The sequence below is a fragment of the Streptomyces sp. NPDC051041 genome, assembly GCF_044456065.1.
GTDB lineage: Bacteria > Actinomycetota > Actinomycetes > Streptomycetales > Streptomycetaceae > Streptomyces > Streptomyces glaucus.
This window is the reverse complement of record NZ_JBITFM010000002.1, coordinates 1-22,878: the sequence shown is the minus strand read 5'-3', so window position 1 is coordinate 22,878 and position 22,878 is coordinate 1. Positions and strand designations below refer to the sequence as shown.

Genomic DNA, 22,878 nt, shown 5'->3' with positions numbered 1-22,878 from the left:
TTCGGGTCCCGCCCTCGTCGTGTGCCGGGCGGGGCCGTCGGGCGGCCGGGGCGCATCGGGGGCACGACGGGTGCCGGAGCCGTCCGCGCGCCCGTCGACGCGGCGTGACGCCGCAGGGCGCCGACGGGTGACCGGGCGCTGCCGGCCCCGCCCGGGGACGGCGACCGGCATGAAGAACGCGTAAAGATTGCCGGGAGCAGGCAATGTCCCGGCGGCCGCCGACATGTGACGATGCGTCCACCAGCGGGGGAGGGCAAGGAGAGGCGGTGGGTGCGGATGGCCTGGTTTCTGAGTCTCGGCATCGCGGGGGTCGTCCTCCTTGCCCTGTCGTTCGTCCTCGACGGCGTTCTCGAAGGGCTGCTCGACGGCGTCGCCGCGGTGGACGGCCTGCTCGACGGGCTGCTGTCGCTTCCGGTGATCGCCGGGTTCCTGTCCATGCTCGGTTTCTCCGGGGCGATCGTCCTGGGGACGACCGGGCTGGGCGCGGGGGGCGCGACGGCGGTCGGGGTGCCGGCCGGTGCCGTCACCGGCTGGTGCGCCTACCGTCTCGGCCGGGCGCTGGCGCGCGACTCCTCCGGGGCCGCGCCGCGGGGGGAGGACCTGATCGGCGTCACGGGTTCGGTGGTCACCGCGATCCCGGTCGGCGGATACGGCGAGGTGCTGGTGCGCCTGGCCGGCCAGCCGGTGAAGCTCTCGGCGAGAAGCCCGGTCGCCGTGGCCCGGGGGGCCGAGGTCTGGGTCGAGGGGACGCTGTCGCAGTCGGCGGTGTCCGTACGTCCCGTCGAACGCTGACCCGGCCGAACCGCTCCTCGCCGAACCGTTTCTTGCCGAACCGTTTCTTGCCGAACCGTTTCTTCCGCATCGTTTCTTTCCGGCACGCCCGGCCGTGTCGTTCCCGTCCGTACACCCTTACCGAGTGCCGTCCGCAGGGAGGGCTGAGGGGGCAACACCATGAGTTCTGTCGTCATCGCGGCGGGAGGGGTCGTCGTACTCCTCGTGCTGATCGCGCTGGTGGTCGTCAGCCGCTACAAGGTGGCCGGGCCGAGCGAGGCGTTCATCGTCACCGGGCGGCGCGGCAAGAAGGCCACCGATCCCGAGACCGGCCGGGTGTTCACCGACAACAGCGGGCAGAAGGTCGTGGTCGGCGGCGGTGTGTTCGTCGTGCCCTTCGTCCAGCAGAAGTTCACGCTCGACCTGTCCTCGCGGCACATCCCGGTGGCGGTGCGCGGCGCGGTCACCCTGCGCGGGGTGAAGGCCAACCTGGAGGGCGTCGCGATCGTCAAGGTCGGCGGCACCGAGGACGCCATCCGGGCCGCCGCCCAGCGGTTTTTGATGCAGCAGGACGGCATCGTCGGCTTCACCCAGGAGGTGCTCTCGGGGGCGCTGCGCGCGATCGTGGGCCGGATGGCGGTGGAGGACATCATCCGCGACCGGGCCGCGTTCGCCGGGCAGGTCGCCGAGGAGGCCGAGGCGAGCCTGTCCGGGCAGGGCCTGGTGCTGGACGCCTTCCAGATCCAGGACATCACCACCGAGGGCTCCTACCTGGAGGACCTCGGCCGCCCCGAGGCCGCCCGCGCCAAGCAGGAGGCCGACATCGCCGAGGCCGAGGCGCGGCGGGCCGCCGAGCAGGCGCGGCTGAAGGCCGAGGAGGAGATCGCGGTCGCCCAGCGCACGCTCTACCTGCGGCAGGCCGAGATCAAGGCCGAGACCGACCAGGCCGCCGCCCGCGCCAACGCCGCCGGGCCGCTGGCCGAGGCCGCCCGGCAGCAGGAGATCCTCACCGAGCAGGAGAAGGTCGCCGAGCGGCAGGCCGCCCTGACCGACCGTCAGCTCGACACCCAGGTCCGCAAGCCGGCCGACGCCCAGCGGTACGCCGCCGAGCAGGAGGCCGAGGCCAAGCGGGTCGCCCGGGTCAAGCAGGCCGAGGCCGAGCGGCTGGCGGAGATCGCCGCCGCGCAGGCGGAGGCCGAGCGGTCCCGGCTCACGGGTGAGGGCGAGAAGCAGCGCAGGTCCGCGCTGGCCGAGGCGCAGGCGATCGAGGGCCTGAAGCAGGGCGAGGCCGAGCGGGCCCGGCGCGCGGCCGTCGCGGAGGCGGTCCGCCTGGAGGGCGACGCGGAGGCCGCCGCGATCGGCGCCAGGGGCGCGGCCGAGGCCGAGGCGATGCGGAAGAAGGCCGACGCCTTCGCCCAGTACGGCGAGGCGGCCGTGCTGCAGATGCTCGTCGAGGTGCTGCCGCAGGTCGTCGCCAAGGCGTCCGAACCGCTCAGCGCCGTCGACAAGATGACCGTCATCTCCACCGACGGGGCGAGCCGGCTGTCGCGCACCGTCGCCGACAACGTCGCCCAGGGCATGGAACTGCTCGGCGCCACCACCGGAGTGGACCTCGCGGAGCTGCTGAAGAACATCGCCCGGCGCGACGGCGCCGACCGGCCCGCGGCGACGGCCGCCGGGACCGACGGCAAGGTCGAGATCAGCTGAGATCCGCGGACCGGACACCGGGCCCGCGCGGCAGCGCGCCGCCGGGCCCGCGCGGCAGCGCGCCGCCGGGCCCGGATCCGGCGCCGGCCCGTCGGGCGGCCGTCCCGCGGCGGGGCCGGCCGGAAGCCCGGCACCGCGCGCCGGGCCGGACGCCCCCTCGCCGTCGTCCCCCGGATCGGGGGCTCCCTCCAGGACCACGGCAGCCGTGCGGGACCCTGGACCCCGGCGGCGTCCGGCGACGGGACCGCCCGGCCCACCCGGCCCGCCCGGCGGGCCGCGGTCGGGCGGAACCCGCGGGCGGCCTTCGCGGCACCGGGGAAGCGCCGCGGGCGGCCTTCGCGGCACCGGGGAAGCGGGCGAAGGCGGCCCGCTGCCGTTCCCGGGGGCGGGACGGCACAGCACAGGAGCGACATCGGGAGGGAATGTGACGAGGCCGGCGGTGCCGGAGGAGTTCCTGGAGGGGTACGGCGGGATTCTCGCCGATGTCTGCGCCACCGGCCGCCGGCTGACCCGGGACGAGCTGGAGACCCTCCGGGCGCAGGGGGAGCGGGCCGCGGAGGCGGGCCTGGGACTGCGCGCCCTGGTCCGGCGGCACCTGTCCGCGGCCCGCGACCTCTCCCCCGCCCTGGCGTCCGCGGGGGTGGACCGCGTGCTCGCCGCCGTCGAGCAGGCGATCGACGCCTTCGCCGAAGGCCACGAACGCGCCCAGCGACTGGCGGTGCGCCAGGAGGAGGCGGCGCGGCGGGAGTTCATCGACGACCTGCTCTACGGCCGCAGCAACCTGGGCCGGCTCGCCGAACGCGCCGAACGCTTCGGCCTGCTCCTCTCCCGCGCCCACGCGGTCGCCGTCGCCCAGGGCACCACGCCGGTCGACGACGCCCACCCGGCCACCCGCCAGGTGGACAGCGCCCTGATCGCCCGCTTCGGCGAACGCCACATCCTGCTCACCACCAAGGACGGCCGGCTGATCTGCATCGCCCCCGGCGACCAGGACGACGTGCTCGCGTTCTTCGCCAAGCAGGCGCACGCGGCCACCGACGGCGGCCAGGTCGCCATCGGACGCCCCCACCCCGGCGCCGGCGGCGTCGTCCACTCCTACGAGGAAGCCCTCAACGCCCTCGAACTGGCGGACCGCCTGCGCCTCGACGAACCGGTGCTGCGCGCCGCCGACCTGCTCGTCTACCCCGTCCTCACCCGCGACCGCCAGGCCATGGCCGACCTCGTGCACACCGCCCTGGGCCCCCTGCGGCAGGCCCGCGGCGGCGCCCAGCCCCTCATCGACACCCTCACCGCCTACTTCGACACCGGCTGCGTGGCGGCCGAGGCGGCCCGCCGCCTGCGCCTGAGCGTACGCGCCCTGACCTACCGCCTGGACCGCATCCACAAACTCACCGGCGCCAACCCGGCCGACCCCGTCCACCGCTACACCCTGCAGACCGCCGTCATCGGCGCCCGGCTGCTGGGCTGGCCCGGCGACCAGGACTGACGGGCGCCGCCGGAGCCACCGGGTCCCACGGTCCGCGGGCGAGGTCCGGCGCGGCGCCGGGCGAATCCCGGTCCGGCCGGCCCGCGAGCAGGTGCGAAAGCCCGGACGAGGCGGCCCTCAGCCTCCCGTGCCGCCGTCCCCGGCCGGTCCGCCGCCCACCGTGAACCCGATCGCCGTGCCGCCGCCGTCCCGCCGGTAGGCGAACGGCGCCCCCCGGTGCGCGAGGGCCACCTCCCGCACGATGGACAGGCCCAGCCCGGAGCCGGGCAGGGAGCGGGCGTCGGCGGCGCGGTAGAAGCGGTCGAAGACGCGGGTCAGGTCGCAGTCGGCGATGCCGGGGCCGCGGTCGAGGACCTCGACGCGGACCGTGCCCGGCCGGGCGGGGCCGGCGACGACGATCTCGACGGGCGCGGTGCCGTCGCGGTCGAACTTCACCGCGTTCTCCACGAGGTTGGACACCGCCCGTGTCAGCATGCCCGGCCGGCCGTCCGCCGTGGTGTCGCCGCTCGCGCGGACCGTGATCTCCCGGCCGCTGCGGCGCCGGGCGAGGCCCGCGACGTCCCGGGCGATCTCGGCGAGGTCGATCCTGCGCGGCGGCTCGCTGTCGGACTGGCCGGCCGCCAGGTCGACCAGCTCGTTGACCAGGTCGGTCAGCTCGCGCGCCTCCTGCCCGAGGTCCGCGACCAGTTCCTCCCGCGCGGCGGGCGGCAGTTCGTCGATGCGGCGCAGCAGGGAGATGTTCGTGCGGAGCGAGGTCAGCGGGGTGCGCAGTTCGTGTCCGGCGTCCTGGACCAGGCGGCGCTGGTCCTCCTCGGACTGGGCGAGGCGGCCCAGCATGCGGTCGAAGGCGCGGCCCAGGCGGCCCACCTCGTCGTAGCCGGTGACCGGCACCTGGATGCCGAGCCGGCGGGTGCGGGCGACGTCCTCGGCGGCCGAGGTGAGCAGGACCAGGCGGCGGGTGATGCGCCGGGCCAGCCACCAGCCGAACAGGCCCGCCCCGACCACGACCGCGGCCATCAGCAGCAGCGTGCGCCGCTGCAGCGCCCGCAGCAGGTCCTCGGTGTCGCTGAACTCCTGCGCGACCTGCACCGCGCCCCGGCCGCCGCCCAGGGAGACGGTCGCGACGCGGTAGACGTCGTCGCCGACGTCGACGTCGGCGTGCTCGGCCAGCCGTCCGGCCGTCGCGGCGGCCGCGATCCGCCGGTCGGCGTCGACGACCGGGAGCCCGGGGTTGCCCGGGTCGGAGACGCTGCCGTCCGGGCCGAGCACCTGCACGTCCGTGCGGGCCGGGCGGACCACGTCGTGGCCGGGCGCGGAGGAGAGGAAGTCGGCGGGCATCATCCGCCGCTGCCGGACCTCGTCCCGCAGGTCCTGGACGACCTGGTCGAAGACGGACTCCTGGTCCACCCGGACCAGCCGGGCGGCGGCGTTGTAGGAGAGGAGGCCGACCAGGAGCGTCACACCGGCGGCGACGGCCGCGAAGGACACCGCGAAGGTGGTGCGCAGCGAGACCAGCCGGAGGCGCCGCCCGGTCAGCAGCCGCCGCAGCCGGCCCACTCAGTTCTCCCGCAGCACGTAACCCACGCCGCGCACCGTGTGGATCAGCTGCGGCGCGCCGGGCGCGTCGAGCTTGCGGCGCAGGTAGCCGACGTAGACGGCGAGGTTCTTGGAGCCGGGGCCGAAGTCGTAGCCCCAGATGCGGTCGTAGATCGTGGAGTGGTCCAGGACGATGCCCGCGTTGCGGACCAGCAGCTCCAGCAGTTCGAACTCGGTGCGGGTCAGCTCCAGTTCCCGCCCGCCCCGCCAGGCGCGCCGGGCCTGCGGGTCCATGCGGATGCCGGCGGCCTCGACGAACCGCTCGGGGGCGGGGGGCTGCTTCGGCGCGTCCGCCGGGGCGGCGCCCGCGGGCGCCGGGCTGGTGCGGCGCAGCAGGGCGCGCAGCCGGGCGAAGACCTCCTCGACGTCGAAGGGCTTGACGACGTAGTCGTCGGCGCCCGCGTCCAGGCCGGCGATCCGGTCGGCGGTCTCCACCAGCGCCGTCAGCATCAGGATGGGCGTGCGGTCGCCCTCGGCGCGCAGCGCCCGGCAGACCTGGAGGCCGTCGATGCCGGGCATCATCACGTCCAGCACGAGGACGTCGGGCCGGCCGCGGTGGGCCTGCGCCAGCGCCTCGACGCCGTCGGCGACCGCCGTGACCTGGTAGCCCTCCAGGGTCAGGGCGCGCTGAAGGGCGTGCCGGATGGCGCGGTCGTCTTCGGCGAGGAGAACTGTCTGGGGCACAGGGCCAGTGTGCCAAGCCGGCCCGGCCGGGCGGCTCGCCGGCCGCCCTTCTTACCGGCCTTTCACCGGCCGCTCCCGGCCGCCGCTCCCCCGGCCGTCGTCCGGCCGCCGCTCCCCCGGATGCCGCCGCCCGGCCGCCCGCCTCGCCCCGCGGCGGTTGCCGCCCGTTCCGTCCGGGGCACGTCGGGGCGGGCCCCGGTCCCGGTCCTCAGCCCGTGGCCCGCAGCGCCGCGAGCTGCTGCTCGAACGGCACCACCCGGAACGCGCCGGCCTCCTCGGCCGCCGGCTCCTCCGCCCCGTCGGCCTGCCCGGCCGGCGCCTGCCGCCCGGTGCCGGTCCGCTCGGCGGGGCGCCCGGCCGACAGCCCGGCCGTCAGCGCGGCCAGTTCCCCGGCCGCCCGCTCGATCCGGCCGTCGAGCCCTTCGGCGCCCCAGTCCTCGGCGGCGGCGTACACGCCGGTCGGGACGACGACGGCCTTGAGGTGGGCGAAGAGCGGCCGCAGCGCGTGGTCCAGGACCAGGGAGTGCCGGGCGGTGCCGCCGGTCGCGGCGATCAGCACCGGCTTGCCGGCGAGGGCGTCGGGGTCGCCGCCGCTCAGCGCGTCGAAGAACGACTTGAACAGCCCGCTGTAGGACGCGGAGAACACCGGCGTGACGACGATCAGCCCGTCGGCCGCCGTCACCGCGTCGAACGCGGCGGACAGCGCCGCGCCCGGGAACCCGCTGGTGAAGTTGTGCGCGATCGCCACGGCCAGGTCGCGCAGCTCGATCACCCGCACGTCCGCCGGGGTCCGTCCGGCGGTGGCGGCGGCCAGCCGGTCGCCGAGCAGCCGGGTGGAGGACGGGACGCCCAGTCCCGCCGAGACGACGACGAGTTTCATGCGACGGTCTCCTTCCGGGTGCCGGCCAGCAGCGAGGCGTGGGTCGGCGCGTCCGGCACGTTCGCCGGCCGCCCCTTGGCGAACTCCTCGCGCAGCACCGGCACGACCTCCTCGCCGAGCAGGTCGATCTGCTCCAGCACGGTCTTCAGCGGCAGCCCGGCGTGGTCCATCAGGAACAGCTGGCGCTGGTAGTCGCCGGCGTACTCGCGGAAGCTCAGCGTCTTCTCGATCACCTGCTGCGGGGAGCCGACCGTCAGCGGCGTCTGCTCCATGAACTCCTCCAGCGACGGGCCGTGCCCGTAGACGGGCGCGACGTCGAAGTACGGCCGGAACTCGCGCACGGCGTCCTGGGAGTTCCTCCGCATGAACACCTGCCCGCCGAGGCCGACGATCGCCTGCTCGGGCGTGCCGTGCCCGTAGTGGGCGTAGCGGGTGCGGTACAGCTCGACCATCCGCTTGGTGTGGTCGGCCGGCCAGAAGATGTTGTTGTGGAAGAAGCCGTCGCCGTAGTACGCGGCCTGCTCGGCGATCTGCGGGGAGCGGATCGAGCCGTGCCAGACGAACGGCGGGACGCCGTCCAGCGGCCGCGGGGTGGAGGTGAAGCCCTGCAGGGGGGTGCGGAAGCGGCCCTCCCAGTCGACGACGTCCTCGCGCCACAGCCGGTGCAGCAGGGCGTAGTTCTCGATGGCGAGGTTGATGCCCTCGCGGATGTCCTGGCCGAACCACGGGTAGACCGGGCCGGTGTTGCCGCGGCCCATCATCAGGTCCACCCGGCCGTCGGCCAGGTGCTGGAGCATCGCGAAGTCCTCGGCGATCTTCACCGGGTCGTTGGTGGTGATCAGCGTGGTCGACGTGGAGAGGATCAGCCGCTCCGTGCGCGCCGCGATGTAGCCGAGCATCGTGGTCGGCGACGACGGCACGAACGGCGGGTTGTGGTGCTCCCCGGTCGCGAAGACGTCGAGGCCGACCTCCTCGGCCTTCAGCGCGATGGCGACCATGGCCTTGATCCGCTCGCGCTCGGTCGGCGTCCGGCCCGTGGTCGGGTCCGGTGTGACATCGCCGACGCTGAAGATCCCGAACTGCATGGTCGCTCACCCTCCAGGTTGTTGACCGTTCAACTATACCGCTGAACGGTTCCCCCTCCACCCTTATTCCGGCGAGTCCGGACGCGCCGGCGGCCCGGCCCGCGGCCGCGCGACCCGGGCCGCCCCGGACCCCGCCGTCCGCCGGGGCGGTCCACCGGCCGCGACCGCCCCCTCCCGGCGTCCCCGCCCCTCCGGCGCCCGTCCGTCCGGGCACCCCGCCGCGGTCCCGCGCATCCCGCGTACGCCGCACGTCCCGGACACGCCCCGCATCGCCCGGTGCCGCACGCCGCGTGACGCGGCCCCCGGACGCCCCGCACCGGGCGGTGCGGGGCGCGCCGGGCCGCCGTGCGAAGCTGCCCCCATGGTCGTCCTCCGCTCCGCCGCCCTGTTCGTCCTCGCCGCCCTGTTCGAGATCGGCGGGGCCTGGCTGGTCTGGCAGGGGGTGCGGGAACACCGCGGCTGGCTGTGGGCGGCGGGCGGCGTCCTCGCCCTCGGCGCGTACGGATTCGTCGCCACCTTCCAGCCCGACGCCCACTTCGGCCGCGTCCTGGCCGCGTACGGCGGGATCTTCGTCGCCGGGTCGATCCTGTGGGGCGTGCTCGCGGACGGCTACCGCCCGGACCGGTGGGACGTGGCGGGCGCGCTGGTCTGCCTCGCGGGCATGGCCGTCATCATGTACGCGCCGCGGGGCGGCTGAGGCGAGCGCCGGGAGGGACCGCACCGGCCCGCGAACCGCCCGCCCACGTCGCCTACGCTGGACGCCGACCGGTCCCGCCCGCCAGTCCGAGGAGCAGCCCATGGCCACCGCCGCCCCGTCCGCCGCCTCCCGCATCGCCGTCGTCACCGGTGCGAGCAGCGGGATCGGCGCCGCCACGGCCCGGCAGCTCGCCGCGGCCGGCTACCGCGTCGTCCTCACCGCGCGCCGCAAGGACCGCATCGAGGCGCTGGCGGAGGAGATCGTCGCGGCCGGCGGCCGGGCCACGGCGTACGCCCTCGACGTCACCGACCGCGCGGCGGTCGACGAGTTCGCGACGGCGTTCAGGACGATCGGCGTCCTCGTCAACAACGCGGGCGGCGCGCTGGGCGCCGACCCGGTCGCGACCGGCGACCCGGCCGACTGGCGCCGGATGTACGAGACGAACGTCATCGGCACCCTCAACCTCACCCAGGCCCTGCTGCCCAAGCTGGTCGCGAGCGGCGACGGCACGGTGGTCGTCGTCTCCTCCACCGCCGGCCACGCCACGTACGAGGGCGGCGCGGGCTACGTCGCAGCCAAGCACGGCGCCCACGTCCTGGCCGAGACCCTGCGCCTGGAGATCGTCGGCCAGCCGGTCCGCGTCATCGAGATCGCGCCCGGCATGGTCAAGACGGAGGAGTTCGCCCTGACCCGCTTCGGCGGCGACCGGGAGAAGGCCGCCAAGGTGTACGAGGGCGTCGCCGAGCCCCTGACCGCGGACGACGTCGCCGACACGATCACCTGGGCGGTCACCCGCCCCAGCCACGTCAACGTCGACCTCCTCGTCGTCCGCCCGCGCGCCCAGGCGTCGAACACCAAGGTCCACCGGGAACCGTGACGCCGGACGGGTCCGCGCGCGAACAGCGGCGCCCGGCCCGGGAGCGGAGGGACGAGCGCCATGCGGGGTGGTGCCTCGGGTACGTCCTGTCCGGCGTCCGCCCGGTGGCGTCCGTGGTGATCCACGCGGTGAGCCGCGCGCGGTAGGCGGTCTGCGCGGAGCGGCGGACGCGGCGGACCGTACGGGCCTCAGCCCTTCACGCACACGACCTGCTTCAGCTTCGCCACCACCTCCACCAAGTCCCGCTGCTGGTCGATGACCTGCTCGATCGGCTTGTACGCGCCCGGGATCTCGTCCACGACACCGGAGTCCTTGCGGCACTCCACGCCCCGCGTCTGCTCCTCCAGGTCCTTCGTGGTGAAGCGGCGCTTGGCCGCGTTGCGGCTCATGCGCCGGCCGGCGCCGTGCGAGGCCGAGTTGAAGGACCGGTCGTTGCCGAGGCCGCGCACGATGTACGACCCCGTGCCCATCGAGCCCGGGATGATCCCGTACTCCCCGGAGCCCGCGCGGATCGCGCCCTTGCGGGTCACCAGCAGGTCCACGCCCTCGTACCGCTCCTGCGCCACGTAGTTGTGGTGGCAGGAGATCTCCGGCTCGAAGGTGGGCCCGGCCTTCTTGAACTCCTTGCGGATCACGTCCTTCAGAAGCGCCATCATGATCGAGCGGTTGTACTTCGCGTACTCCTGCGCCCAGAACAGGTCGTTGCGGTACGCCGCCATCTGCGGGGTGTCCGCGACGAAGACGGCGAGGTCGCGGTCGACCAGGCCCTGGTTGTGCGGGAGCTTCTGGGCGACGCCGATGTGGTGCTCGGCCAGTTCCTTGCCGATGTTGCGGGAGCCGGAGTGGAGCATCAGCCAGACCGAACCGGTCGTGTCCGTGCACACCTCGACGAAGTGATTGCCGCTTCCGAGCGTGCCCATCTGCTTCTGGGCCCGCTCCTGGCGGAACCTGACCGACTCGGCGACCCCGCCGAACCGTCCCCAGAAGTCGTCCCACCCGGCCGTGGCGAACCCGTGCAGCCGCCCCGGGTCCACGGGGTCGTCATGCATCCCCCGCCCCACCGGGATCACCTGCTCGATCCGCGACCGCAGCCGCGACAGGTCCCCCGGCAGGTCGCCGGCCGTGAGGGACGTCCGCACCGCCGACATCCCGCATCCGATGTCCACCCCCACCGCGGCGGGGCACACCGCCCCCTGCATCGCGATGACGGAGCCGACCGTCGCGCCCTTGCCGTAGTGGACGTCGGGCATGACGGCGAGCCCCTTGATCCACGGCAGGGTCGCGACGTTCCGCAGCTGCTGCAGCGCCACCTCCTCGACCGACGCCGGGTCGGTCCACATGCGGATCGGCACCTTGGCGCCCGGCAGCTCCACGTACGGCATTCCACCCTCATTCCCCCGGAAGACAAACAGAAGTGTCGAACGGCAAAACCGGCGCCAAGGTCGACGAAAGGGATGACGGACCGGCGTCCACGGCAGCGCGTGCGATACACATTGTCCCCAGGGGGCACCCCCGTGCGGCAAGCGAATAACCAGCGGGGACACTGGAGGACCGGCCACACGGCCACCGTCGAGAGGAGCCTGACCGTGCAGCGGATGGCGTACGTACCCGGCGTCGCCGCCCTCCTCGCGGCGCTGCTGGCCGGCTGCACCGGCGGCTCCGCGGACGGCGGCGCGACCGAAGAGACCAACCCGGGCGGCGCCGGCACGGCGACGGCGGCGGCCGAGCCCGGCCGGTACCGCACCCTCCCGGAACCCTGCGGCGCGGTCGGCCGGGAGGCCCTCGACGCCCTGCTGCCCGGCATCCGGCAGATCACCGACGAGGAGCAGCGCGAGCGGGCGTACCAGGGCGAGGCGACGCTCACGTACGACTCCGACCGCAAGGTCGGCTGCCGCTGGAAGGTGGGCTCCGCCGAGGCCACCGACCACCTGCTCGTCGACTTCGAGCGGGTGGTGTCGTACGACTCCGCCGTGAGCGACGACAGCCAGGCCGAGCAACTCTTCGCGACCAGGCGGGCGGCGGCCGACCTCCCCGAGCCGGCCGTCACCGACTCGCCCGCCGGCTCCCCGTCCGCCTCCGGCGCCACGCCCTCCTCCTCGGCCCCGGAACCGGCCGAGTCCTCGGCGAGCCCGACCGCGAGCCCGTCCGCGAGCACCACTCCGGCCGGCCTCCAGCCCCGCGTGCTCGACGGGCTCGGCGACGAGGCCTTCCTCGACGACGAGCTGAGCAGCCCCGGTTCGACCGCCGAACAGCGCACGGTGACTGTGGCGTTCCGCACGTCCAACGTCATCGTGACCATCGAGTACGCGGAGCAGCCGATGACGGTCGGAGTGGTCCCGGACAGCAAGGAAATGCAGGACAGGGCACGGAATCTGGCCTCTCGACTGGCCGACTCGCTGGCGGGTTGACGGCCCCGCGCGCCCGCGCGCACGCCACACGGGACAGAACCGCACGGGTTCTTCACCGCGTACCGTGGCCCCTCGGACCCGTTCCGACCGCAGGAACCACGAGTGTCATGAGTGAAGGAACCATGCAGCGACGAGCACAGCGAGACCTGGGGGCACCTCCCATGCCGTTGAGGCGGAGGGGGAGTGCCCAGCGAGCGAAGCGCCTTCACCGCGTCCTTGCCCACGCGGCCGCCGTCCCCGTGATGCTGGTCGCCGTCGGCTGCTCCTCCGACTCCGGATCCGGCTCCGGCTCCGGTGACGGCGGGGACAAGGCCTCGGGCGCCACCGCGTCGGCCTCCGCCAGCCCGTCGCCGACCGTGCGGCCGGCGGCGTACGCCGAGCTGCCGGAGCCGTGTGACGTGCTGTCGAAGAAGACGCTGGGCGAACTGGTGCCGGAGGGCACCAAGTCGGGCAAGGAGGGCCAGTCCGACGACACGTCGACGCGCGGCAGCTGCTCCTGGAGCAGCCTGGAGAACAACGGCGTGAAGGGCTCTCAGTTCCGCTGGCTGAACGTGTCGCTGCTGCGCTTCGAGTCCGACATCACGCGCGGCGAGGGCGACCGGCAGGCGCAGGAGTTCTACCAGAAGCAGGTCCAGGACGCCCAGTCGGTGTCGGGCGCGAAGAACACCAAGTCGGAGCCGGTCGCCGAGGCGGGCGACGAGGCGACCCTCGTGCGGTACGACCTGAAGAAGAAGGAGGGCGCCTTCAAGCAGCAGACGGTCGTGGCACGCGTCGAGAACGTCGTCCTCACCCTCGACTACAACGGCGCGGGTCTGGCCGGCGACAAGACGCCGGACGCCGACGACCTGGCGAAGGCCGCGCGGAAGGCCGTCAAGGAGGCGGTGGCCGCGGTCGTGTCCGCGAACGGCGACGGCGGCACGGCGAGCGGCTCCCCGTCCGCGTCACAGAGCGCCTCCCCGTCCGCGTCGCAGAGCGCCTCGCCCTCCCGGGCCGCGGCGCAGAAGAGCTGACCGAGCCGGGGGAAGGACCGCCCCGCCGGAACCGGCCGCCCGTACGTCGCACACATGTGCCACCCTGGTGCGCGCAACAACACGCACGGGGAGGGGAGTACGGGTGGCCGCGCCACTGCAGCTGACACGGATGCACCGGGTTCTCATCGGTGTGGTCGTCGCCGGTGCCGTCGTCATCGCCGGTATCGGCTTCGCCGGGTCGTACGCCGCCGTTCGTGAGCTGGCGCTGAAGAAGGGCTTCGGGGACTTCAGTTACGTCTTCCCGATCGGCATCGACGCGGGCATCTGCGTCCTGCTCGCCCTGGACCTGCTCCTGACCTGGATCCGCATCCCCTTCCCCCTGCTGCGCCAGACGGCCTGGCTGCTGACGGCCGCGACGATCGCCTTCAACGGCGCGGCGGCCTGGCCCGACCCGCTGGGCGTGGGCATGCACGCGGTGATCCCGGTCCTGTTCGTGGTCGCGGTCGAGGCGGCCCGCCACGCCATCGGCCGGATCGCCGACATCACCGCGGACCGGCACATGGAGGGCGTCCGTCTGACCCGCTGGCTGCTCTCCCCCGTCCCGACCTTCCTCCTGTGGCGCCGGATGAAGCTGTGGGAGCTGCGCTCCTACGACCAGGTCATCAAGCTGGAGCAGGAACGTCTCGTCTACCAGGCCCGGCTGCGCTCCCGCTTCGGCCGGGCCTGGCGGCGGAAGGCCCCGGTGGAGTCCCTGATGCCGCTGCGGCTGGCGCGCTACGGGGTGCCGCTGGCGGAGACGGCCCCGGCGGGCCTGGCGGCGGCGGGGATCGAGCCGGCCCTGATCCCGCCGGCGCCGCTGCGCGAGCTGACCGCGGCGGACTCCGCCGGTGCGGCGGACACGGCCCGCGCGGCCGGTGCGGCCGAAGCCGTCGACGAGGCCGGTGCGGCCGAAGCCGCCGGTGCAGCCGGAGCCGCCGGCGAGGCCGGTGCGGCGGCGCCGTCCGGCGGGCCGCGCCCGCAGCCGGCCGCCGACCGCGGCGCCGAGCCGCCGGAGTACGAGCCCGAACCGGACGCGAGCCCCTGGTTCCAGCCGCCGCAGCAGGTCGAGTACCACGGCGGCTACGACCCGTCGTACGACCCGGAGCAGCAGTACGCCCAGTGGTACGCGGAGCAGCAGGAGTACGAGCAGTACCAGGCGGCCCGGGAGCAGCAGGAGTACGAGCAGTACCGGGCGGCCCGGGAGCAGCGGCGGGACGAGCGGTCCCCCGCCCCGGAGCCCTCGCCGGAGGACACCGGCGGCTTCCCCATCCCGGTCGGCCCGGGCCGCACCCGCGAGCTGGGCGAGGGCGGCGCCACTCCGCCGCAGGAGCCGGACGAGGAGGCGTACTACCAGGTGTTCAAGAAGTCGATCAACGGCAGCTACCCGACGCCCCGGGAGTTCGTCGACAACGTGGAGGCCGAGTTCGGCATCTCCCTGCCCGAGCCGGAGGCCAAGCGGATGGTCAGCCGCTTCACCAACCGCCACTCGGCGGAACTGCAGGAGGACCACATCGCGTAGGGCGCCGCGCGGGCCCCGCACAGGCCGCCGCGCGGCGGCCGCGCGGAAAGAAGCGACGGAGGAAGCCCTCCGACGGAGGAAGCCCTCCGACGAAGGGCCCTCCGTCGGAGGGCCCTTCGTCCCGCCGCCTACGCGCCGAGCAGCTTGCGCACCCGCTCCTGCCCCACCGCCAGCAGCAGCGTGGGCAGGCGCGGGCCGGTGTCCCGGCCGACGAGCAGGTGGTACAGCAGCGCGAAGAAGGACCGCTGGGCGGTCTTGATCTCCGGCGGCAGCTCCTTGGGCGTGGCGTCGGCGGAGAACCCGGCCTGGACCTTGGGCACGCCGTAGACGAGGTGGGTCAGCCCGTCCAGCGACCAGTGGTCGGCCAGTCCGTCGAGCAGCAGCCGGATCGACTCCCGGCCCTGGTCGTCGAGCGACTTCAGCAGCTCGGTGTCGGGCTCCTCGCGCACGATGGTCCGCTGGTCGGCGGGGACGTGCGTGTTGATCCACGCCTCGGCCTTGTCGTACCGCGGCCGGGCCTCGTCGAGCGAGGCCAGCGGCTGGTCCGGGTCGAGTTCGCTGAGGATCCGCAGCGCCTGGTCCTCGTGGCCGGCGGTGATGTCGGCGACCGAGGCCAGCGTCCGGTACGGCAGCGGCCGGGGCGTCCGCGGCAGCTCACCGGCGGCGGTGCCCACCGCGCGCGCGTGCGCGGCGAGGTCGGCGGGCAGGGCGGTGCCGTCGGCGACCTTGGCGTCGAGCCGGTCCCACTCGTCGTACAGCCGCTGGATCTCCTGGTCGAAGGCGACCTTGAAGGACTGGTTGGGCCTGCGCCGGGCGTACAGCCAGCGCAGGAGCTGCGGCTCCATGATCTTCAGCGCGTCGGCCGGGGTGGGCACGCCGCCGCGCGAGGACGACATCTTCGCCATGCCGGAGATGCCGACGAAGGCGTACATCGGCCCGATCGGCTGCTCGCCGCCGAAGATGCCGACGATCTGGCCGCCCACCTGGAAGCTCGACCCCGGGGAGGAGTGGTCGACGCCGCTCGGCTCGAAGATCACGCCCTCGTACGCCCACCGCATCGGCCAGTCGACCTTCCAGACCAGCTTGCCGCGGTTGAACTCGCTCAGCCGGACCGTCTCGGAGAAGCCGCACGCGGTGCAGGCGTACGTCATCTCGGTGGAGTCGTCGTCGTAGGCGGTGACGGTGGTGAAGTCCTTCTCGCAGTTGCCGCAGTACGGCTTGTACGGGAAGTACCCGGCGGAACCGGAGCTGCCGTCGTCCTCGGCGGCGGCGCCGGAGCCCTCGGCGGCCTCCAGCTCGGCCTCGTCGAGGGGCTTCTGCTTGGCCTGCTGCTTCTTCTGGTCGGCGGGCTTGGGCTTGGTCCGGTACTGGGCGAGGACGGCGTCGATCTCCTGCCGGTGCCTCATGGCGTGCAGGATCTGCTCGCGGTAGGCGCCGGAGGTGTACTGCGCGGTCTGGCTGATCCCGTCGAACTCGACGCCCAGCTGGGCGAGCGACTCGACCATGGCCGCCTTGAAGTGCTCGGCCCAGTTGGGGTGGGGGGAGCCCGCGGGGGCGGGGACGGAGGTCAGCGGCTTGCCGATGTGCTCGGCCCAGGCCTCCTCGTCGACCCCGGCGATGCCCTTGGGCACCTTGCGGTAGCGGTCGTAGTCGTCCCAGGAGATCAGGTGCCGCACCCGGTGCCCGCGGCGCCGGATCTCGTCGGCGACCAGGTGCGGGGTCATGACCTCGCGCAGGTTCCCCAGGTGGATGGGGCCGGACGGCGACAGCCCGGACGCGACGACGACCGGTTTGCCCGGGGCCCGACGCTCCGACTCGGCGATGACCTCATCCGCGAAACGGGAGACCCAGTCGGTGGTCTCGGTGCTCTGAGCCACGATCGGCACGTCCTTCTTTCTCCATCGGGCAGCCGGTACGGTCGCACGGCTGACCGCTCCATTCTCCCAGGCGGGGCGACATCCGCGAAAACCGCTTTTCACCGCGTGGGATACTCGGCTTCTGTAGCAGTCCCGAACCCGAGCAGAACGGCAGCCACTCCATGGCCTCGGTCACGTCTCTCAGCGACTCCGTCCAGCAGCACCTCGCCTCCGCCCTCTCGGCCACCCGGCCCGAGGCCGCCGGCGCGGACCCGCTGCTGCGCCGAAGCGACCGGGCGGACTACCAGGCCAACGGCATCCTCGCCCTGGCCAAGAAGACCAAGGCCAACCCGCGCGAGCTGGCCGCCGAGGTCGTCTCGCACGTCGTCACCGGCGACGTGATCCAGGACGTCGAGGTCTCCGGCCCCGGCTTCCTCAACATCACGGTCGCCGACCGGGCGATCACCGCCAACCTCGCCGCGCGGTACGCGGACGACACCGGCCGCCTCGGCGTGCCGTACGCGGACGCCCCGGGCACGACGGTCATCGACTACGCCCAGCCGAACGTGGCGAAGGAGATGCACGTCGGCCACCTGCGGTCCGCGGTGATCGGCGACTCGGTGACGAAGCTCCTGGAGTTCACCGGCGAGAACGTGGTCCGCCGGCACCACATCGGCGACTGGGGCACCCAGTTCGGCATGCTCATCCAGTACCTGGACGAGCACCCGCACGAGCTGGACCACAAGGCCGGCCAGGTCACCGGCGAGGAGGCGATGTCGAACCTCGACCGCCTCTACAAGGCCGCCCGCAAGCTCTTCGACTCCGACGAGGAGTTCAAGACGCGGGCGCGGCGCCGGGTGGTCGACCTCCAGGCCGGCGACCCGCACACGCTCGCCATGTGGCAGAAGTTCGTGGACGAGTCGAAGATCTACTTCTTCTCCGTCTTCGAGAAGCTGGACATGGAGATCCGGGACGCGGACATCGTCGGCGAGTCCGGCTACAACGACATGCTCGCCGAGACCTGCCGCCTGCTGGAGGAGTCGGGCGTCGCGGTCCGCTCCGAGGGCGCCCTGTGCGTCTTCTTCGACGACGTCAAGGGCCCGGACGGCAAGCCGGTCCCGCTGATCGTGCAGAAGTCGGACGGCGGTTACGGCTACGCGGCGACCGACCTGTCGGCGATCCGGGACCGCGTGTTCCACCTCAAGGCGGACACGCTGCTGTACGTGGTCGACGCCCGCCAGGCCCTGCACTTCAAGATGGTCTTCGAGACGGCCCGGCGCGCGGGCTGGCTGAACGACGACGTCACGGCGGTGCAGCTGGCCTTCGGCACGGTGCTGGGCAAGGACGGCAAGCCGTTCAAGACCCGCGCCGGCGAGACGGTCCGGCTGGTCGACCTCCTGGACGAGGCGATCGACCGCGCCTCGGCGGTCGTGCGGGAGAAGGCCCAGGACCTCTCCGAGGAGGAGATCGCCGAGCGGGGCGCCCAGGTGGGCATCGGCGCGGTGAAGTACGCCGACCTGTCGACGTCGGCGAACCGGGACTACAAGTTCGACCTGGACCAGATGGTCTCGCTGAACGGCGACACCAGCGTGTACCTGCAGTACGCGTACGCCCGGATCCAGTCGATCCTGCGCAAGGCGGGCGAGGTGCGCCCGGCCGCCCACCCGGAGCTGGCGCTGACGGCGGCGGAGCGGGCGCTCGGCCTGCACCTGGACGCGTTCGCGGCGACGGTGGCCGAGGCGGCGGCGGAGTACGCCCCGCACAAGCTGGCGGCGTACCTGTACCAGCTGGCGTCGCTGTACACGTCCTTCTACGACAAGTGCCCGGTGCTGAAGGCCGAGACGCCCGAGCAGGTCGCCAACCGCCTGTTCCTGTGCGACGTCACGGCCCGGACGCTGCGTCAGGGGATGGCCCTGCTGGGCATCCGGACGCCCGAGCGGCTCTGAGGCGCGACGCCGCCCCGCGGACCGCGGCCCGTCCTCTCCCCCGTGGGAGGACGGGCCGCGGCGTGTGCCGTGCGGGTCGTCAGACGCCGTTGGCGAACCGCTTGAAGGCCTTCTTGGTGCCGGACCCGGCCTTGCCGTCGATCGCCCCGGTGTAGCCCCAGCTGTTCTTCAGCAGGCGCTGCAGGGCCTTGATCGTGCCCTCGCCGGCGAGGCCGTCGATCTTGCCGGTGTAACCCCAGTGGGTCTTCAGGCAGCGCTGGAACGCCTTCCAGCTGCTGGTGCCCAGCTGCCCGTCGATCTTGCCGGTGTAGCCCCAGTAGGCCTTCAGCCACCGCTGGACCTCCTTGGCCTCCGCGGTCGTCAGGCCGAGGTTGTTCACCGCGAGCGGGGCGGCCTCCGCGCGCACCGCCTGCTGCTGGGCCCGCGGGGAGTCCGCGAAGGCGGTTCCCGCGCCCGCCAGGGTTCCGGCCGCGATGCCGGCGGCGGCGGTGACGCTGACGAGGGTCCTGGTCAGTGCTCGCATTCTGTTCCCTCCGTTGCTGCTTCGCGTTGGGCGGGCCGGCCGCGTCGGCCGGCTCGTCAACAAGGCTGCGGGCCGGCGGCCGGGGTCGCCACAGCCGCCGCGGAAGTGACGTACTCGTGGGACGTCCCCCGCGCTGACCTGCAAAGACGTCGTCCCCCGGGACGGTGCGGCGGGACGGCCGGTGGCCGGTTCCGGGCCGGTGCGGGAACCGCGTTCCGGTACGGGTCGTGGATGCTGGTGCAGAATGCGACGGGACACGGGGCCGCCGACCACGGCCCGCGGCCCCTGGACGCGAGTAGGGGGAACATGTCGCGTTGGAAACCACTGCCCGCGGGACTGGATCCACGTGTCCGGCAGTTGGTGGTGCGCTTGCGTCGCCTGAAGGACCACGGCGGGCTGAGCCTGCGGCAGCTCGCGGCGAAGACGGGGTACAGCGCGAAGTCGTGGGAGCGGTATCTGGGCGGCCGGTCCCTGCCGCCCGGGGAGGCCGTGGAGGCGCTGGCCCGGATCGCCGGTGACGACCCGACCCGGCTGCTCGCCCTGCGCGAGGTCGCCGCCGAGGCCTGGGGGGACGGACGCGGACGCGGATCGTCCGGCGCGCCGGACGACGTGTCCGTCAGGGCGGCGGAGGAGTCGCCGGCCGCGGCCGGGGAGCCCCGGACGTACGGGCGTTCGCTGCGCGTCGCGCTGGTGGCGGGGGCGGTGGCCCTGGTCCTGGCCGTCTCCTCGGCCGTCCTGCTGGCCGTGCGGTTCACCGGCCAGGGCACCGGGAACACCGCGGCGAGCGCGACGCCCCCGCTGTCGTCCGCCGCGTCGCAGCCGCCGTCGTCCTCGGGGCCGCCCCGGTACACCTGCCGCCCGGAGCGGATCGACGGCCTCTGGTACGCGGGCAACAGCCGCACCCGGGACGCCGTCCTGGCCGAGGGCCAGGCGGGTCCGCAGGTGGCGGAGGCCCAGTGCCTGCTGCGCCGGGCGGGCTTCTCGCCGGGAGTCGTCGACGGCATCTACGGCCCGCTGACGCGGAGCGCGGTCGAGCGCGTGCAGAGGCGGGCCGACCTGGTCGTGGACGGCATCATCGGACCGCACACCTGGGAAGCCCTGCGGCGATGACCCCGCCGCCCCTCTCCCCGGAACGCGCCCGGCTCGCCGCCGCGCTGCGGGAGCTGAAGACGCGCACCGGCCTGAGCCTGGCGGGTCTGGCGGCGAAGACCCCGTACAGCAAGTCCTCCTGGGAGCGCTATCTCAACGGCAAGACCCTGCCGCCGCGCCAGGCGGTGCGGGACCTGTGCCGCCTCGCCGGCGAGGCGGAGGGGCGGTACCTGGCGCTGTGGGAGATCGCGGAGTCGCAGTGGAGCGGACGCGCGACGGAGGGGACGCCCGCCGGCCCGGGCACGCCGCCGCGGCGGCCGGACGCGGCGGCGCCCGCCGGGCCGGGTCCCGCCCGGCCCGGGCCCGCCGGTCACCGGGGCGTGGCGGCGGTGGCCGTGCTCGCGTCGGTGTGCGCCGTGGCCGTCGGCGGCGTGGCGGTGGCCCTCCTCGCCCTGCTGCCGCACCGGGACGGCGCACGGTCCGCTCCGCCGCCCGCCTCCTCCGTCATCGGGCCGCTGTGCCGGGGGGCCGCCTGTGAGGGCGGGAACCCGATGCACATGAGGTGCGGCGTCGGCCCGAGCACCCTCGCCTCCTACCGGACCGCCACCGGGGCCCGCCTGGAGCTGCGCCACAGCCGGGAGTGCGGGACCGGCTGGGCCCGGATGTGGAACACGCGGATCGGCGACCGGCTGACCGTGACCGCGGGCGGCCCCACCCGTTCCGCCCGGGTGGAAGACCGCCTCGACACGGAGGAGTTCGTCTTCACCCCCATGACCGTGGCCCGCCCCGGCGCCGTCGTCCGGGCCTGTTTCCGGCCCGCGGCGGGCGGCGGGCGGGAGTGCTTCGACGGCCGCGTGCGGTAGGGCCCTCTCCGGCACCGGCTCGTTGTCAGTGCCCGCCCCTACAGTCACCGGCATGGCGACACTTCCGAACCCGCTGCCGAAACTGGTGACCGATCCGAGCGGCCGTACGCTCGGGCTGGACCTGCCCGCCGGAGAGCTGATCGACGCCACGGCCGAGGGGCCGTGGCACGAGCCGCTGCTGTGGTGCGCGGACGAACGGGCCGTGCCCGGCGCCTGGGCCGCGCTGGCGTCGGCGCCGCGCACCGTCGGTCTGCTGCCGGTCGTCCTCGACGTCGGCGGCGGTCACGGCGGGCCGCGGGAGTGGGAGTTGGCGCCCGGGGAGATGTCCTATCCCGGGGATCACGACGCCGAGGAGGTCCTGGCCGGCCTCTGGGACGAGTGCGCGGCGGAGGGGGACCGGTGGCCCGGCCTGGCCGCCGCCCCGGACCCGGACGGCGTCCCGGACCCGGAGTCCGTCGCCGCCGGCGTCGCCGGTTCCCTCCTGGACGGCGGGTCCCTGAAGGATCCCCGCGTCGCCCTCGTCCCGGCCCGGCGCAGCGCCGACATCCCCACGGCCCTCGGCTGGACGGGCCCGGTCGGCCACGAGGGCGACACGGCCCGCCTCAGCGCGGTCCTGCGCTCCTGGGAGGACCGCTTCGGCATACGGGTCGTGGCGCTCGGCTTCGACCACCTCCTGCTGTCCGTCGCGGCCCCGCCGGCCACCCCGCAGGAGGCGGAGGCCGTCGCCGCCGAGCACTTCGCGTTCTGCCCCGGCGCCCTCCGGCAGGGCGGCGGCACCGCCCTGGCCGCCTACGCCGGGAGCCAGGTCCTCGACCGGCCCGTCTGGCACTTCTGGTGGGACGACTGAGCCCGGCGCACGGGGTCACTCCAGCAGCGTCACGCCGTCCGGGACCGTGATGCCGAAGTCCTCGTCCAGGATGCGGCGCGCCTCCTCCTCGTCCGTGAGTTCCCGCTGGGTGACGGTGCCGTCGGCGCGGGTCTCGGTGAGGACGCGGCCGTCGAGGAGGAGGTGCCGGCCGGGGGTGAGGCGCTGGGCGTAGGGGCGGCGGCTGAAGGGGGAGCGCGGACTGGTGGCGATGTACCAGTTGATCACCTCGTAGTCGGACTCCTCGAAGGGCTCCACCGTGAACGCGTACTGCGCCGCCCACGAGCCCGGGCCGGCCCCGTCCCTCCGCTCCTCGTACGCCTCCAGCACCCACAGCTCCAGCGGCCCCCGGTGCGGCGCGTGCACCAGGCGGTGCCTGCGCCCCGCGTCGTGGAACTCCGTGTCCGCGATCAGCGGCACCGGCTCCAGCAGGGCGCCGATCGCCCCGAAGCCGACGTCGGCCAGGTACGGCTGCGGGTCGCCGGGAGCGTGGACCAGCAGGGCCATGTGGGTGCGCGGACGGTCGGTGAGGGTGTCCGCGCCCACCACGACCCGCGCGGTCAGCCGGGTCACCCGGAAGCCCAGTTCCTCCAGGGCGCGGGCGAACAGCGTGTTGTGCTCGTAGCAGTAGCCTCCGCGCCGGCTGTGGACCAGCTTGTCCGTCAGGGCGGCCGGTTCGAGGGAGGGTGCCCTGCCGCGCAGGGGGTCCAGGTTCTCGAACGGGACGGCCCGCGCGTGGGCCAGATGCACGCCCCGCAGCGTCGCCGCGTCGGCCCGCCGCTGTCCCTCCCAGCCGATCCGCTTGAGATATGCGTCGAGATCGAAGGGCGTCGTCCGCGCGATGTCAGGCATACCGGCACCGTACGCGGGACCCGTCCGGCCCGTCCGCCGCCCCCGGTAGGAGCCGTTCTCCGTCTTTGGCCCTACTGAGGTTTTCGTTAGTTCTGTGGGGGTGGGTGGATGGTGAGTCCGGTGTGGGCGAGGAAGGACCAGGGCAGCTGATCGTTCTGGCTGAT

The 22,878-nt window shown here is 74.1% G+C and carries 20 protein-coding genes; 12 read left to right on the top strand and 8 right to left on the bottom strand.

Annotated elements, in window-relative coordinates:
* The first annotated feature begins 276 nt into the window (after window positions 1–276).
* The 3 genes from ACIBAI_RS03330 (at window position 277) to ACIBAI_RS03320 (ending at window position 3,964) form a co-directional block, all read left to right on the top strand.
* Entirely contained in the window at window positions 277–792 is a 516-nt protein-coding gene (locus ACIBAI_RS03330) for a hypothetical protein (protein WP_399030746.1), read from the top strand.
* Window positions 793–951: 159 nt separating this feature from the next.
* On the top strand, window positions 952–2,478 hold the full coding sequence (locus ACIBAI_RS03325) for an SPFH domain-containing protein (protein WP_399030745.1): 1,527 nt from the start codon (window positions 952–954) through the stop codon (window positions 2,476–2,478).
* A 424-nt stretch (window positions 2,479–2,902) separates the two neighbouring features.
* A complete protein-coding gene (locus ACIBAI_RS03320; RefSeq protein ID WP_399030744.1) occupies window positions 2,903–3,964 on the top strand; it encodes a PucR family transcriptional regulator in 1,062 nt (353 codons plus the stop codon).
* Between the two features lie 117 nt (window positions 3,965–4,081).
* Here the strand turns inward: ACIBAI_RS03320 and ACIBAI_RS03315 are convergent, their stop codons facing one another.
* The 4 genes from ACIBAI_RS03315 to ACIBAI_RS03300 form a co-directional block, all read right to left on the bottom strand.
* Entirely contained in the window at window positions 4,082–5,521 is a 1,440-nt protein-coding gene (locus ACIBAI_RS03315; RefSeq protein ID WP_399030743.1) for an ATP-binding protein, read from the bottom strand.
* Entirely contained in the window at window positions 5,522–6,244 is a 723-nt protein-coding gene (locus tag ACIBAI_RS03310) for a response regulator transcription factor (RefSeq protein ID WP_399030742.1), read from the bottom strand.
* Window positions 6,245–6,452: 208 nt separating this feature from the next.
* The gene (locus ACIBAI_RS03305) at window positions 6,453–7,124 is read right to left on the bottom strand and encodes a CE1759 family FMN reductase (RefSeq protein WP_399030741.1); all 672 of its coding nucleotides are present in this window, start codon (window positions 7,122–7,124) and stop codon (window positions 6,453–6,455) included.
* The gene (locus ACIBAI_RS03300) at window positions 7,121–8,209 is read right to left on the bottom strand and encodes an LLM class flavin-dependent oxidoreductase (RefSeq protein ID WP_399030740.1); all 1,089 of its coding nucleotides are present in this window, start codon (window positions 8,207–8,209) and stop codon (window positions 7,121–7,123) included. The genes ACIBAI_RS03305 and ACIBAI_RS03300 overlap by 4 nt, the downstream gene beginning before the upstream one ends.
* Before the next feature lie 361 nt (window positions 8,210–8,570).
* On the opposite strand from ACIBAI_RS03300, the gene ACIBAI_RS03295 reads away from it, so the two are divergent.
* Window positions 8,571–8,906 (top strand): YnfA family protein, encoded by a 336-nt coding sequence (locus ACIBAI_RS03295; RefSeq protein ID WP_344599676.1) that lies wholly within the window; start codon window positions 8,571–8,573, stop codon window positions 8,904–8,906.
* Between the two features lie 100 nt (window positions 8,907–9,006).
* Entirely contained in the window at window positions 9,007–9,783 is a 777-nt protein-coding gene (locus ACIBAI_RS03290) for an SDR family NAD(P)-dependent oxidoreductase (protein WP_344599677.1), read from the top strand.
* 188 nt (window positions 9,784–9,971) lie between these two features.
* Here ACIBAI_RS03290 and ACIBAI_RS03285 read toward each other — a convergent pair whose 3' ends face one another.
* Window positions 9,972–11,165, bottom strand: coding sequence for an RtcB family protein (locus ACIBAI_RS03285; RefSeq protein WP_399030739.1), 1,194 nt, complete (start codon window positions 11,163–11,165; stop codon window positions 9,972–9,974).
* A 204-nt stretch (window positions 11,166–11,369) separates the two neighbouring features.
* On the opposite strand from ACIBAI_RS03285, the gene ACIBAI_RS03280 reads away from it, so the two are divergent.
* The 3 genes from ACIBAI_RS03280 (at window position 11,370) to ACIBAI_RS03270 (ending at window position 14,720) form a co-directional block, all read left to right on the top strand.
* A complete protein-coding gene (locus ACIBAI_RS03280; RefSeq protein ID WP_399031351.1) occupies window positions 11,370–12,191 on the top strand; it encodes a DUF3558 domain-containing protein in 822 nt (273 codons plus the stop codon).
* 107 nt (window positions 12,192–12,298) lie between these two features.
* Window positions 12,299–13,201, top strand: a complete 903-nt coding sequence (locus ACIBAI_RS03275; RefSeq protein ID WP_399030738.1) for a DUF3558 family protein — start codon at window positions 12,299–12,301, stop codon at window positions 13,199–13,201.
* Between the two features lie 103 nt (window positions 13,202–13,304).
* The gene (locus tag ACIBAI_RS03270) at window positions 13,305–14,720 is read left to right on the top strand and encodes a DUF2637 domain-containing protein (RefSeq protein ID WP_399030737.1); all 1,416 of its coding nucleotides are present in this window, start codon (window positions 13,305–13,307) and stop codon (window positions 14,718–14,720) included.
* A 128-nt stretch (window positions 14,721–14,848) separates the two neighbouring features.
* Here the strand turns inward: ACIBAI_RS03270 and lysS are convergent, their stop codons facing one another.
* The gene (lysS, locus tag ACIBAI_RS03265; RefSeq protein ID WP_399030736.1) at window positions 14,849–16,606 is read right to left on the bottom strand and encodes a lysine--tRNA ligase; all 1,758 of its coding nucleotides are present in this window, start codon (window positions 16,604–16,606) and stop codon (window positions 14,849–14,851) included.
* Window positions 16,607–16,758: 152 nt separating this feature from the next.
* Between lysS and argS the strand changes: the two genes are divergently transcribed.
* Window positions 16,759–18,522 (top strand): arginine--tRNA ligase, encoded by a 1,764-nt coding sequence (gene argS, locus ACIBAI_RS03260; protein WP_399030735.1) that lies wholly within the window; start codon window positions 16,759–16,761, stop codon window positions 18,520–18,522.
* 79 nt (window positions 18,523–18,601) lie between these two features.
* Here argS and ACIBAI_RS03255 read toward each other — a convergent pair whose 3' ends face one another.
* Entirely contained in the window at window positions 18,602–19,045 is a 444-nt protein-coding gene (locus tag ACIBAI_RS03255; RefSeq protein ID WP_399030734.1) for a peptidoglycan-binding protein, read from the bottom strand.
* Between the two features lie 306 nt (window positions 19,046–19,351).
* Between ACIBAI_RS03255 and ACIBAI_RS03250 the strand changes: the two genes are divergently transcribed.
* The 3 genes from ACIBAI_RS03250 to ACIBAI_RS03240 are packed head-to-tail and all read left to right on the top strand — an operon-like array spanning window position 19,352 to window position 21,844.
* Window positions 19,352–20,155, top strand: coding sequence for a peptidoglycan-binding protein (locus tag ACIBAI_RS03250; protein ID WP_399030733.1), 804 nt, complete (start codon window positions 19,352–19,354; stop codon window positions 20,153–20,155).
* Window positions 20,152–20,997, top strand: coding sequence for a DUF2690 domain-containing protein (locus tag ACIBAI_RS03245; RefSeq protein ID WP_399030732.1), 846 nt, complete (start codon window positions 20,152–20,154; stop codon window positions 20,995–20,997). The genes ACIBAI_RS03250 and ACIBAI_RS03245 overlap by 4 nt, the downstream gene beginning before the upstream one ends.
* Before the next feature lie 52 nt (window positions 20,998–21,049).
* Complete coding sequence (locus ACIBAI_RS03240) at window positions 21,050–21,844, top strand: DUF4253 domain-containing protein (protein ID WP_399030731.1); 795 nt, start codon at window positions 21,050–21,052, stop codon at window positions 21,842–21,844.
* A gap of 15 nt (window positions 21,845–21,859) precedes the next feature.
* Here ACIBAI_RS03240 and ACIBAI_RS03235 read toward each other — a convergent pair whose 3' ends face one another.
* Window positions 21,860–22,714: an arylamine N-acetyltransferase gene (locus ACIBAI_RS03235; protein WP_399030730.1), complete on the bottom strand. Its 855-nt coding sequence runs from the start codon at window positions 22,712–22,714 to the stop codon at window positions 21,860–21,862.
* Window positions 22,715–22,878: the final 164 nt, after the last annotated feature.